The sequence below is a fragment of the Actinocrinis sp. genome (genome assembly GCF_035946395.1).
In the GTDB taxonomy this organism is placed as follows: domain Bacteria; phylum Actinomycetota; class Actinomycetes; order Streptomycetales; family Catenulisporaceae; genus Actinocrinis.
Map to the genome: position 1 here is coordinate 1 of NZ_DASYZI010000219.1, position 11,638 is coordinate 11,638.

General features: G+C 67.0%; 14 protein-coding genes and 1 pseudogene. 9 read left to right on the forward strand and 6 right to left on the reverse strand.

Annotated elements, in window-relative coordinates; translation table 11 throughout:
- Both VGS97_RS29580 and VGS97_RS13965 read left to right on the forward strand, forming a co-directional pair.
- On the forward strand, window positions 1-164 hold a 164-nt coding region (locus tag VGS97_RS29580; protein ID WP_349262128.1), incomplete at its 5' end, for a PIN domain-containing protein.
- Window positions 165-219: 55 nt separating this feature from the next.
- Window positions 220-468, forward strand: a complete 249-nt coding sequence (locus tag VGS97_RS13965) for a hypothetical protein (RefSeq protein ID WP_326853882.1) — start codon at window positions 220-222, stop codon at window positions 466-468.
- Here VGS97_RS13965 and VGS97_RS13970 read toward each other — a convergent pair.
- Window positions 396-1,103 (reverse strand): ATP-binding protein, encoded by a 708-nt coding sequence (locus tag VGS97_RS13970; protein ID WP_326853883.1) that lies wholly within the window; start codon window positions 1,101-1,103, stop codon window positions 396-398. The genes VGS97_RS13965 and VGS97_RS13970 overlap by 73 nt on opposite strands.
- Window positions 1,104-1,284: 181 nt before the next feature.
- Between VGS97_RS13970 and VGS97_RS13975 the strand changes: the two genes are divergently transcribed.
- From VGS97_RS13975 to VGS97_RS13990, 4 genes are all read left to right on the forward strand, one after another.
- A complete protein-coding gene (locus VGS97_RS13975; RefSeq protein ID WP_326853884.1) occupies window positions 1,285-1,563 on the forward strand; it encodes a DUF397 domain-containing protein in 279 nt (92 codons plus the stop codon).
- 156 nt (window positions 1,564-1,719) lie between these two features.
- Window positions 1,720-2,631: a helix-turn-helix domain-containing protein gene (locus tag VGS97_RS13980; RefSeq protein ID WP_326853885.1), complete on the forward strand. Its 912-nt coding sequence runs from the start codon at window positions 1,720-1,722 to the stop codon at window positions 2,629-2,631.
- 200 nt (window positions 2,632-2,831) lie between these two features.
- Window positions 2,832-3,644, forward strand: a complete 813-nt coding sequence (locus VGS97_RS13985) for an SAM-dependent methyltransferase (protein WP_326853887.1) — start codon at window positions 2,832-2,834, stop codon at window positions 3,642-3,644.
- 73 nt (window positions 3,645-3,717) lie between these two features.
- On the forward strand, window positions 3,718-4,419 hold the full coding sequence (locus VGS97_RS13990; protein WP_326853889.1) for a dihydrofolate reductase family protein: 702 nt from the start codon (window positions 3,718-3,720) through the stop codon (window positions 4,417-4,419).
- A gap of 720 nt (window positions 4,420-5,139) precedes the next feature.
- On the opposite strand, the gene VGS97_RS13995 is transcribed toward VGS97_RS13990, so the two are convergent.
- The 3 genes from VGS97_RS13995 to VGS97_RS14005 all read right to left on the reverse strand — a co-directional run bounded on the left by VGS97_RS13995 (window position 5,140) and on the right by VGS97_RS14005 (window position 7,813).
- Window positions 5,140-6,456 carry a copper resistance CopC/CopD family protein gene (locus tag VGS97_RS13995; RefSeq protein ID WP_326853890.1) on the reverse strand — a complete coding sequence of 439 codons (1,317 nt, stop codon included), beginning with the start codon at window positions 6,454-6,456 and terminating at the stop codon, window positions 5,140-5,142.
- 56 nt (window positions 6,457-6,512) lie between these two features.
- Window positions 6,513-6,758: a hypothetical protein gene (locus VGS97_RS14000; RefSeq protein ID WP_326853891.1), complete on the reverse strand. Its 246-nt coding sequence runs from the start codon at window positions 6,756-6,758 to the stop codon at window positions 6,513-6,515.
- A 341-nt stretch (window positions 6,759-7,099) separates the two neighbouring features.
- Window positions 7,100-7,813, reverse strand: coding sequence for a hypothetical protein (locus VGS97_RS14005; protein ID WP_326853893.1), 714 nt, complete (start codon window positions 7,811-7,813; stop codon window positions 7,100-7,102).
- Window positions 7,814-8,299: 486 nt separating this feature from the next.
- Between VGS97_RS14005 and VGS97_RS14010 the strand changes: the two genes are divergently transcribed.
- Window positions 8,300-9,175: an SURF1 family protein gene (locus VGS97_RS14010; protein ID WP_326853894.1), complete on the forward strand. Its 876-nt coding sequence runs from the start codon at window positions 8,300-8,302 to the stop codon at window positions 9,173-9,175.
- Here VGS97_RS14010 and VGS97_RS14015 read toward each other — a convergent pair.
- Window positions 9,145-9,522: a DUF3817 domain-containing protein gene (locus VGS97_RS14015; protein ID WP_326853895.1), complete on the reverse strand. Its 378-nt coding sequence runs from the start codon at window positions 9,520-9,522 to the stop codon at window positions 9,145-9,147. The genes VGS97_RS14010 and VGS97_RS14015 overlap by 31 nt on opposite strands.
- A gap of 282 nt (window positions 9,523-9,804) precedes the next feature.
- Between VGS97_RS14015 and VGS97_RS14020 the strand changes: the two genes are divergently transcribed.
- Window positions 9,805-10,533 (forward strand): hypothetical protein, encoded by a 729-nt coding sequence (locus tag VGS97_RS14020; RefSeq protein ID WP_326853896.1) that lies wholly within the window; start codon window positions 9,805-9,807, stop codon window positions 10,531-10,533.
- 258 nt (window positions 10,534-10,791) lie between these two features.
- Window positions 10,792-11,400, forward strand: a complete 609-nt coding sequence (locus VGS97_RS14025; protein ID WP_326853897.1) for an EF-hand domain-containing protein — start codon at window positions 10,792-10,794, stop codon at window positions 11,398-11,400.
- Here the strand turns inward: VGS97_RS14025 and VGS97_RS14030 are convergent.
- Window positions 11,378-11,638, reverse strand: a pseudogene (locus tag VGS97_RS14030) (exodeoxyribonuclease V); the annotation flags it as partial. The gene VGS97_RS14025 and the pseudogene VGS97_RS14030 sit on opposite strands and share 23 nt — an antisense overlap.

Here is an 11,638-nt window from a genome sequence, read left to right on the forward strand (position 1 = left end):
ATGAGCTGACCGGGCACTCCCAGCACCGCAGACCCGGCGTGATCGATCTGCTGGTGGCTGCGACCGCGGTCCACCACGATCTGACCGTCTTGCACGTGGACAACGACTTCCCGGCCCTTGCTCGCGCCCTACCTGAGCTGCGCGAGCGTGACGCGCGGGCCTGAACGCGATGAACTTTGGCACGTCTTCGGGCATGTCTTGGTGGCGGGATTTGAGTGGGTGGCGTTGGTGATGATGCCGATGTTCCTGTTCTTCACGACGTTCTTCCCGCTCGGGATCTACCCTCGCTGGCTCCAGATGTTCGTCGAGTGCGCCCTGTGGCGCTACCAGGGCATCGAGATCATTAGAGGTCTGATGCTAGGCGTAGCCGGGTCGGCCTGGCTCGGCCGGGTGTTCTACCTTGCCGTGCTCGGCATGGCCGGGCTCGTGGTGGTTTCGCGCCGACTGGGTCGGCTGGTGCTGTCCTGAGGACCCGGCGCGGGCTGTGGCGTGCGATCCCAGTGTGGTGATGCGGGGATGGTGTCATCGAGGACATATGCGTCGACTGGTTGGCGTGTTGCGTTGAGTACGGCCCAGACGAATTTGCTGTGCGGCCCGGACGGAGTCCATCCCCACGCGGATGAGAGTTCGGCGACGATGCGTAGGCCCCGGCAGGTTTCGGCGAGGGCGTCGCCGTCTTTGATGTGCGGTGGTGCGCCGGCTGTGTCGTGGACGATGCACATGACGGATGTCGTCTGATTCACCAGTTGCAACAGTATCGGCAGTTCGTTGGCGCCGAGGTCGAGGTTGAGGCTGATGACGGCACTGGCACCGGCACCGTCGTCTTCGAACGAGTCGGTCGCGCCGTGTACCACGGCGTTGGTGACCAGTTCCGACACGACGAGGATGGCATCGTCGATCAGGTCGTCGAGTCCCCACTGGTGCAGGGTGTTGCGAGTGAACCGGCGGGCGGCCCTGGCCGCGTCGGGGATAGCGGCCAGGGCGCATTCGCACACGGACGGCCCGTCGTCGGTGATGGTCTGCGATCCCGGATCGCCGCTGGTCGAGGCGGCATAGGCGTCGGCTTGGGGGCGCCGTGCGGATCGGGTCATCGCGAGTACCACCAGTAGTCCTTCGATCGGGTGATCCGGCACGCCCATCCTGGCTGAACAACGGGCTGCGTGCAAGCACATCTGCAAACACGATTGCAAGCAAGTTCGCAAACACGCTTGCAAGCACGAATGTTCTTGCGAGACTCTGGTAAGAGCCTTCAGAGCGCCATCGCGTCACGAAAGGAGCTTCGCGATGAGTCAGACCGGAAGCGATGCGATCGGTGGACGGATCAGGAACCTGCGGTGGCGTAAGAGCTCATACAGCAATCCGAACGGCAACTGCGTCGAACTGGCCGCGGTGCCCGGCGCTGGCGTAGCCATGCGCAACTCTCGCGACCCGCGTGGCACGGTCCTGCTGTACACGCCGGCGGAGATGGCGGCGTTCGTGTGTGGAGTCAAGAGCGGGCAGTTCGACGATCTGATCGACTCGGTCGGCGGCCGGGTGGATACCGTTGACGAAATTCGCCCCTGATTACGGTGCCCGCATCGAGCGATCTACCGTCGTGCGCGCTAGCCTGATCTGGCCGGAGTCCGCATTTTCTGAAAGGAGTGGGCGTATGTCGGTCAGGGCTCACTCATCGGCGTCATCAGTATCGTGTGTTTTTCTCGGCCCCGTTCGGGGGAACCGGTGAACGCGGCGGCAGCGGCGGCGGCTGACAACTCACCGCTCAGGCAGATCGCGACCTCCACGAGCAGCGGTCCGACCGTGCTGCGGATCCTGTTGGGTGCGCAGTTGCGCCGTCTGCGTCTGGCTGCCGGAATCTCCCGGGAGGCCGCGGGAAAGGCGATCCGCGGGTCCCATGCCAAGATCAGCCGCCTTGAGCTGGGGCAGGTCAGCTTCAAGCAACTCGACATCGCCGACCTGCTCACCCTCTACGGCGTACGCGACCCGGCCGAACGCGACTGGTTCTTCACTCTCATGGCGCAGGCCAACTCGCACGGTTGGTGGCATTCGTTCGCGGATCTGGTTCCGGACTGGTTCGAGGTCTACGTCGGCCTGGAGGAGGCCGCTTCGGTCATCCGCGGCTACGAGGTCCAGTTCATCCCCGGCCTGCTGCAAACCGAGGACTACGCCCGCGCGGTGATCCGGCTCGGCCATCCGCAGTGCGACGACGAGGAGATCACCCGCAGGGTCCGGCTGCGCACGACCCGGGCCGAGCTGCTGCGCCGCCCGCAGCCGCCGACGATCTGGGTGGTGGTCGACGAGGCCGTGCTGCATCGGTCGCTGGGCGGCCGCGTGGTGATGCGCGCCCAGATCGAGCATCTGCTGGAAGTGTCCAAACTACCGAATGTGACCATCCAGGTGGCCCCGTTCGATCGAGGCGGCCATGCAGCGGCAGGCGGTCCATTCACCATCCTGCGGTTCACCGAGCCCGCCCTGCCTGACATCGTCTACCTCGAACAGCTGACCAGCGCTACCTATCTGGACAAGCGTGAGGACCTCGACAACTACACCATGGTCATCGACCGGCTGAGCGTGGAGGCCCTGTCGGCCGTGGAGACCACTGACTTCCTGCGCGACATGGTCAAGGACTCGTAGGGTTCACGGGCCGGCGCTGGCACCCTCGTGCTTGTGCTCGTGCGAACACACCAGGCGAGTCCGATCCCTGATCCGAGCGTTCGGCGCGACCTATAATTTCCGGTATCGAGCACCACATGACGGGACCCGACGAGCCGATATCGCGCCCAAACGTGTGACGCAGCGATCTGATCGTGTCTGTCATGTATGAGGGAGCACCTATGATCGGTGACACGCCCGCTGCCCCGGGCTCTGGGCCGAAGATCGATACGACCGTGCCGCACTCCGCGCGGATCTGGAACTACTGGCTCGGCGGCAAGGACAACTATCCTGTCGACCGCGAAGCAGGCGACCGCTTCCTCGCGGTCTATCCCGAGCAGCGTGACAAGGCGCGCGCGGTGCGCGGCTTCCTGACCAGGGCCGTGCGGTACCTCGCCGGTGAGGCAGGCATCCGGCAGTTCCTTGATGTCGGCACCGGCCTGCCCACGATGGACAACACTCACCAGATCGCCCAGCGAATCGCCCCCGAGTCGAAGATCGTCTACGTGGACAACGATCCCCTGGTACTGGTGCACGCCAGGGCCCTGCTCACCAGCTCGCCCGAAGGCGTCACCGACTACATCGACGCCGACTTGCGCACGCCGGACGCGATCGTGGCCGAGGCCGCCAAGACGTTGGACTTCAGCGAACCCATCGCACTGATCATGATGGGCGTCCTGGGGCACATCGGCGACTACACGCAGGCGCGTTCGATCCTGCATCAACTGCTGGACGCCCTGCCATCCGGCAGTTACCTGGCCCAGTGCGACGGTACTGCCACCAACGAGGCCTACATAGAGGCGATCCGGCAGTACGCAAAGGGCGGCGGCGTGCCGTACAATCTGCGCAGCCCCGAGGAGATCGCAGGCTTCTACGAGGGTCTCGAACTCGTCGAACCCGGCGTCGTCCCGATTCCGCGCTGGCGACCCGACGCCATCGACATCGGCGAGATCGTCGAGGTCGACCAGGATGGCGGAGTCGGCCGCAAAGCATGACAAGCTTGTAGAGTCCTGTGTTGTCGGGCCTTGTCATGCTCGTGCGGAATCCTCTTGGCCAAGGAGTCCTCAGATGCGCAAGCTGGTGGTGCGCGCGTTCAACATCTCGCTCGACGGGGTGAACGCCCAGAACGGCACCGAGTACTTCGACTTCTGTATGAGCGGCATCGATCCGGATGTTCCGGCCGGTGTGAACCACCTGCCGCCCGACGAGTCGCAGCTTGATGCGACAGGCGAACTGTGCCGGCGCGCGCACGCGCTGATCATGGGCCGGCATTCCTACGAGAACATGTGCGCGCACTTCGCTCCGGGCGGCACGCAGACCGGCCACCCGTGGGCCGATCTGTTCAACGCGGCGCGCAAGGTCGTGTTCTCACGCACGCTGAAGAGCGCTGATTGGGCCAACACCACGATCGCCGCTGGCGACACGGCGCAGGAGATTGACAGGCTCCGGCGGGACGGCGACGGTCACATCGTGGTCTACGGCGGCATCAGCTTCTGGCAGTCGCTCATGCGGCTGGACCTGATCGACGTGTTCTACCTGGACCTGATCCCCTACGTGGCGGGTGAGGGCCCCGGCTGTTCGACAACGTCGGCAAGTACGGGCAGCTCGACCTGGTCTCCAGCACGACGCTCAGCAACGGGGTCCTCTCAGTGGAATACCGACGGCATCGCTGAAGGTCATCGCGCGGACATCCAGTGCGGGGCGAGCCCCGTTACCGGGGTAGTTCCCGAGTGGTGTCGTGGAAGGCGCCGGTGGGGCTGTCGGTGCTGAGCTCGGCGGCGGTAGCGTGCTTGCGCTGGATGCTGCGTACCCCGACGAGGACAGCGTGTCCCATCGTGATCAAGCGGCGCATGGTCTCGCACCCGAGCCCCTTGTTGCTTCGGCGACGAGGCGACGGTCATCCCCGGCGCGTCGTCTCACGATCGGTGATGGACTGTCAGCCCATCGCAAGACGGATGCCGCGCTGAGGAAGAACCCTGCTAATCGTTCTCCTCCTGTTCGCCAGCGCGGGTGAACCGCCGGGCAGGTGGACTCGTGTCCACGAGTGCTGAGACGGCATTGTCGCGCTCGCTTCGTGCAGCGCTGCCGTCGGCGGCGGGACGGGCAGCCCGGATGCGGACGGAGAGGGAGCGTGTCATGCGATTGGTGGCGCGCATCCGGGACCACCCTCGGTCGGCGGGGCAATCCCACACCCCGTCCGTGAGGGGCAGACCGCGACTCTCCTGACCAACGGACAGGTCCTGATGGCCGGCGGAACGAACTACAACCACACGCACACCTCCGGCCCGGTGGCCAGCGCCGAGCTCTACACTCCGTAACTACTCCGTAACTACTCCGTAACCGCCGAGGCGCCTTCCTGCCTACGCTGCCGCAACGACTCCCAAGCGGTGAAGCAGCGGTTCAATCCATTTCTCACTTCCGGCTCAGGGGTCTGGAGAGACAAATCTCCGGATCTCTGGCCGTCTTGCGTGCGATTGCGGCCGTGGGTGCCTACGCAGCAGCATGCGGCGGCGCGGTACCGATCAGAACTGTGGTCAGCAGCAGGAGCACAGCTATTCCGACTGCTTCCAAGATGACGCTTCGGCGAAGAGCGCGGACGTCGTGGCTTTCTGCCTCCCTGCGCGCGGCCGTCCTCGACTTGGCGGCTACCAAGAGGATCACGGCCAGCGTGCTCACTTTCGCGAGCAACAAGCGGCCGTATCCAGTTGAGGCCAGCGCATCGAAATCGCCGATCTCGCGCCACGCTTGATAGACGCCGGTCGCCGCGAGGAGCGCGACCGCTGCCAACGCGACGTTCGAGAATGCCCGGGCGAGCGAAGCGTCCGGTTCGCCGCGCAGCGTCCCCAGCAGACTGATGAGCCCGCCGAGCCAGACTCCCATGGCGACGACGTGCAGCGTCGTGGCAGCCAACGCGACAGTGCTCGACGAACCGTTGGCCGCGTGGCTGGTCGCGCTCCAGGTGACCGCCAAGCCGACCGCGACGACTGCGGTCAGGGCGGTGGGGCCGATCCGGCTGCGCGCGCTGCTGATCCAGCTCAGCAGCCAGTCGCCGCTGATCGCCAACAGCACGAGCAGCACGATGCGGAACCCGAGGGCGTGACCGGTCCGCGTGCCGAGCGTGCCGCTGATCAGGGACCTGCTGAACCCTTGTCGCAAGGAGCCGCCGGAAATGTAGGGGCCGTACACGAGGTACTGCGTGAGCGTGGCCGCCGCGAGAATCAGCCAGCCTGGCGCGCCCGGAATCGCGCCGCGTGGCGGCGGTCGACCGGCAAACCTCGCAACGACGCGCAGCGTGAGGTCGCCGACGATGAGCGCGTAGCTGAGGAAGGCGAGCCAGACCGCAGCGTCTTGGATCACACCGACAACACGATCGGGTCTGTCCGCAACTCGTGCCGCGTTCGCGCCCGCGGACACGGGACTCGGGCGTCCGACGCTGAACATGACGACGCCCTCGGTCGCGTGCCCGTCATCGGCGGCGACCACATGCCAGACTATTGCGAACGTGCCCTGCGCAGGATCCTGGAGCAGCGGCACGGCGAGAGCGTCGGCGGTGCCTGCGCCTGCGGGGATCGAACTCCCGTGCGTGCCCGCGAGTTCCCGGCCGTCCGGTCCGACCACGCGCACCGTGGTTCCGAGCCGCGTCGTGACCTTCTCCGAGAAATAGAGGGTCACCTGGTTCGGCTCGCGCCTGACGATGCTGCCCGCCGTCGGATCGGAGCGGACAAGATCGGCGTGTGCGTGCGCCGGCCCCGCCGCGTAGATCACGGCGAGCAGCGCGAGAACGAGGGCTGAGAAAGCGTTCAGCACATGTCGCGCGGCCGGAATCCGGCGGACTGGAAAGGTGCCTGTCAGCGGCGGCGGGTTCACGAGCGGCACGCTTGCTGCTCGTGCAACGCGGCCAGCGCTGCCGCCACGCCCGAGGCGTAGATCGCGAGCGTCGCCGGATCCGGCTGGAAACGCCACGCGCCGCCCTCGAAAAGCACTGCGCTGGTACCGGAGGTGCCGGCGTGCGCCCACCTCACCGTGAAGTGTCCGGTGTTCGGCCACCCGACCTCTTCGACGGTGAAGGGCTGTCCGAGCCACGACTTGCACGCCGAATCGACCCGCACGAAGTCTGCTCGGCTGACCGTGTGCTGCGCTGATGCCGTCCACAGATCCCAAGCCGCGCCCCAGCCGCCACCTGACAGAAGGCCGAATTCGTGGTCGGCGACGGCTCGCGCTTGGTGGGGATCCGGGCTGGGAGACGCTGCCCCGGGCCTGGACTCAGTCCGAGTTCCAGCTTTGATCCCGGCCGCCGGACCTACCGCACAGCCTGCCGCCAACACTGCGGCGATGACTGCTGGCGCAACTCTAGTCAACGTCTTCATGGGGAACCTCGCCCGAGAGCCGTGAACCGCGCCGCCGGGACGGGACGCATCGTGTCCCGGCGGCGCAGTGAATCAACCGGATGTCAGTTGGTCAGTCGGTTGGTGCCGTAGTGCACGACCATCGACTGGTTGGCGCTCAGGTTCAGATCGCCGGTGAACCGCAGCGAGTCGCGGATCTGCTCCAGCGTGAGCCCGCCTCCCGGAGCGCCGCCGAAGGTGTACGTGAAGGTGCCACCGGGCTGCACCTCGCGCTGCACGTAGGGCACGTCGTGAAAGCCGAGTCGTGCGATGTACATCGACGTGCCGTCGCCGCGCGGCACCTCAAGGTAGTCCTCCTGCGGGTGGCCGTAGGGGGAGGAGTTGCCGTAGGAGTGGTCGTCCGAGCCGGACGGAGCACGGAAGATGAGCACCGCGCAGTCGACCGAGAACGCCTGCTGCGAGGTGTTGGTGAACACGAACTGCCAGCTCCCGTACCACTGGTCGCCGGTGAACGTCACGTACTCGGACAGCGGCAGGTTGCTGGTGAAGGCCGTGGTCAGCGGTTCGCTCAGGATCGGGTTGGGTCCACTGAGCGGGTAGTTCACGCCGTTGGAGCAGCGTTCGAGCGGGGTGTTGTACTGCGACGGCTGGCCCGAGGGCACCGCCTGGCTGAACGAGGCGGGCCCCGAGCTGACGGCAGAGGTCTGCGTCTCGTCGGCGGCCGCCGGGACGTGCGAGCTCAGGCCCCAGATTCCGGCCATGAGCGCGGCCATGGCGGTGGCGCTGACGAGCCCGCGCCGGGCAAGGAAGGAGTGCATGCGTGAGTCCTCCGAAACGAGAATTCGGTCGGTCGCCCTCGCGCCGCAGCGGTCTCGCGTGGCAGAACCGGAACCAGAAGCGCCGTCATGGTTCCGGCCACACGGCCGTGGAGGGACGGTCGGCGACCCGCGGGCGCGGAACCCTGAAACGCGGCCCCGCACGGATCACCGGATCCGACGGACGCGCCGTCCACCGGAAGTGCAACAACATCAACGGTGTATCGGCCCCGTTCGGCGTTGTCAAGATAGGTCTAGTCCAATAGGACTAGACCAGATGCTGGTGGCGTTTGCGAACGGGCAGGTAGTCGCCTAATTGATCAGATCGACCGGCCGCATTTAATCCTCGCTTGAAGCTGTCTGTACTTCCGGCTCATGGGATGTGCCGTCATGCCGGGCCGCCGTTCGGCAGGCTGCTGCTGTCTTGGGCCCGACGCCGTCCCGACCCCGGTGCCCGCGCATTGGGGGAGCGGACGGATACTGGCAGACGTGTCCACGACCGCGTCCACCCCACGGCTGACCCGCGACGACCTCATCTCGCCGCGCTGGATCGCCGCGCACTTCGGGATCGTGGTGCTCGTGGTCGCCTTTCTGCTGCTTGGCCGCTGGCAGTGGGACGTCGGGCACAAGATCGTCCCGCTTAGTCAGGCGCAGCTGACGGCGTGGCGCACTCCTGAACCGGCCAAACAGCTCGTAACCGCGGACGGCGTTGACGGCTCGAAGGTCGGGCACGCCGCCGAGGCCGCCGGAACGTACGACGCCTCGCGACAGCTGCTTGTGCCGGGCCGGTCGCTGAACGGGCGCCCCGGCTACTACGTGATCACGCCCCTGGTGACCGGCCCTGGCGAAGCCATCGCGGTCAACCGCGGCTGGCTCCCGGCGACCGGGGGAGCGCAGCCTGCCATCCCGGCGCCGCCGAGCGGTCGGGTCACCGCGATCGGATGGGTGGCTGAGTCGGAGTCGGCGAGCGGCTCGGTCAACCAGAACGGAATCGTGCAGACCTACGCTCCGGACGCCTCGGCGATCGGTCCGCACGAGGTCGGCGTAATCTCCGCCGCGCAACTGGTGAACCTGTGGCCGTACCAGCTGCCTGACGGATACCTCACCGCCACGGACGCCGCGTCGACCTCAGGTGGCCTCACGGTGATCGCCGCGCCGCTGCCACCACACGGGACCAGCTGGGATCTGCTGAACATCGGCTACGCGTTCCAATGGTGCTTCTTCGCCGTGGTCACCGTGGGCTGGTACCTGCTCTATTGGCGGCGCGAGCTGTACGGCATGCCCGCCGAGGCCGAGGCCGAGGCTGAAAGCGATGAAAGCGGCGGCGCGGCGCGTCAGCGCGAGATCGGCTCGTCCACCGCCTGAGCCTGAGCCGGAATCCGGGCGGCCTGCTTGGCGTCGATGTGCTTGAGCGTGCGCCCGGCAACGTACGGCGAGAGCCCCGGGACGAGGCCCGCGAGCGCCATCAGCGCCATGTGCGGGATCGAAAGCCGGTAGACGAAGGCGGTGGCGATCGACAGGATCACGTAGATCGGGTACAGGCCCATGCCGTGCGTCATACCGACGATCTTGTCCAGCTCGCCCGAGTTCGCCCAGTACTTGAGCGGCATCCCCACGAACACGAGGAGGACCATGGCGACACCCGTGGCCCAGGCGAAGGCCACATAGGCGTTGACGAGCGGCGAGCGCTTGGTGGGCGTGGTGGCTGCCATCATCGGTACCTCTGTGGGGAAAACGGGTGGGCTGTGACGAGTGCTGGAAGCAGCCTAATCGCCTGATTCGACCGGCCCAGCGCCGGGGGTGCGGTGCCATGGCGGCGCTGTGGCCGCTCTGGATCCGGCGGCCTGCGAACGACGGCGCGCGGCTATCGGACATCTGGTCAGGTGGTGCCCGATGGCGCGTTACGCAGCATCCGGATGACATTCGGCCAAACGCCGCGTCGCCGGACGGAACGCACGTGCCAACCAGGGCCCAACTCCGATACCGTCGTCCCCATGTCCGAGACGACGCCGTCAGCCGCGCCCAGCCTCAATGGCACCCAGCCGACAGCCGCCCAGGTTCGAGCGGGGGCCGAGGCGCTCAAGGCCGCGATCGACCGGCATCTGGCGGCCGTCGAGTCCAGGGTCGACGAACTGGACCCGGCCGTGCTCGAAGCTTTCGACGCCCTCGCCGCGGCCGCCGAGGAGTACGACGAACTGCTGTACACCGTGCACGACGAGGTCACCCCGTTCGAGGTGCCCGCCGAGCCCGCCCCGGGCTATGCCGGACCCGAGCAGGTCGAGGCGTTCTCGGTGTTCATCCGCCGCGACTACGTGATCTCCGACCCCGAGGCCCTGGCCACCGCCGCGCGCAACGCGGGTGAGGACTTCGACGCCGAGCCCGGCGACAGCCGTGCCGCCGTGGCCGAACTGTTCGACGCGTTCGACGTCGACGAGATCACCTACCGCGCGGAGGAGATCGGCCTGGAGGCCGCCGAAGCCACGCTGTGGGTCGTCGCCGCCGACCCCGAGGCACTGGGCGGCTGGCACGACGACCCGTTCTCCGAGGCGGACGTCGAGCGCCTGCTCTACCGGGTCGACGTCGTCGACGACGAGGAACTTGAGGACGAGGAAGAAGACGAGGACGTCGAGGACGAAGAGGAGTTCGAGGAGGAGGACGACTCCGAGGAAGACGACTCTGAGGACGAGGACGACGAGGAGCGGGAGACCGAGGCGTCCCGCTAGAGCGTCCGGTTGGCGCGTCCCGCGCGTACATCCTGCTGGTGCGGTGAAGGTTGGCTCGCTGCGCCTGTCCGCTCGTCGCCCGTGGCTCCTAGGGTCTTGCGTCTTGTACGTTGAGCGTCGTCTTACTTCATCTGCCGCGTGTCATGAACCCCGTTGCGTACATTAACGTTCAGGAGACGTTAGGTAACGACGTGGCACAATGGCATGAAATCAAGGCCAGAACGGCCTGCTCGTCCCCGATGCAGGGGAGGTCTCCTATTGCTGACGGACCTGCTCACCGCGAAGATCGAATACGGTTTCGACCAGCTCACCGCGCGCAGTGGCGGCGTCCTCGACGGCCCGACGCACGTGGCGATGGGTCGGCGCGCCGCCGCTGCGATCGGGCATGCGCTGGGCTCCGCCGACGAGGCCAGGATGATCGAGGCGTACCTGAACGTCTGGCGCACCGTGCACCTGCCGCGCGTGCCCGCCGGGTCACGTGGCCTGACCAGGCGGGAGTTCACTCGCGCCATGCGTGAACTGGCCGCCGGTGACCCGGCCGCCTGCAAGGCGACCCTCGGCGCCCTCGCCGAGACCTTCTTCGTCCTGGCCGACCATGACCGGGATGGCCGACTGGACCGCGACGAGTTCTGGGCGTTCCAGCACGGCCACTTCCCCGAACTGACCCACACCGCGCTCGACGAGGCCTTCGACCACCTGGACGCCGACCATGACGGCTATCTGCCCCGCGCGCAGTTCACCGGTGCGATGATCGAGTACTGGACCAGCAGCGACCCCGACGCGTCAGGCAACTGGTGGCTGGGTCGCCCGGTTTATCTGCGCGCGATTCCCGATGACCAGCGTGCTATTCCCGGAGTGCGTGCTTGAGCCGGGTGCGCCGGGGACGGTCCGGAATCTTCTCGACCGCTTCGGCCAGTGCCCGACCGGCGCCGTGCACTACGGTCAGGTGCTGCGTCGCCAGCGTGATCGCACCCAGGACCAGAGCGCGCGTGAGCCTCGGCGCCGATTCCCCGTCGAGGACCGCCACTACGGCGGGCCACCGCCCGCCCTGCGCCTCGGCGATGGTCACCGCCCACGCGTGCCGCAGCACCCGAGCCTGCGCAGC

What these genes read in the sequence shown, in the direction of transcription:
- VGS97_RS13985 (WP_326853887.1), top strand. Translation starts at nt 2,832, where the DNA reads ATGATCGGTGACACGCCCGCTGCCCCGGGCTCTGGGCCGAAGATCGAT.
- VGS97_RS13975 (WP_326853884.1), top strand. Translation starts at nt 1,285, where the DNA reads ATGAGTCAGACCGGAAGCGATGCGATCGGTGGACGGATCAGGAACCTG.
- VGS97_RS14020 (WP_326853896.1), top strand. Translation starts at nt 9,805, where the DNA reads ATGTCCGAGACGACGCCGTCAGCCGCGCCCAGCCTCAATGGCACCCAG.
- VGS97_RS13990 (WP_326853889.1), top strand. Translation starts at nt 3,718, where the DNA reads ATGCGCAAGCTGGTGGTGCGCGCGTTCAACATCTCGCTCGACGGGGTG.
- VGS97_RS14015 (WP_326853895.1), bottom strand. Translation starts at nt 9,522, where the DNA reads ATGGCAGCCACCACGCCCACCAAGCGCTCGCCGCTCGTCAACGCCTAT.
- VGS97_RS14005 (WP_326853893.1), bottom strand. Translation starts at nt 7,813, where the DNA reads ATGCACTCCTTCCTTGCCCGGCGCGGGCTCGTCAGCGCCACCGCCATG.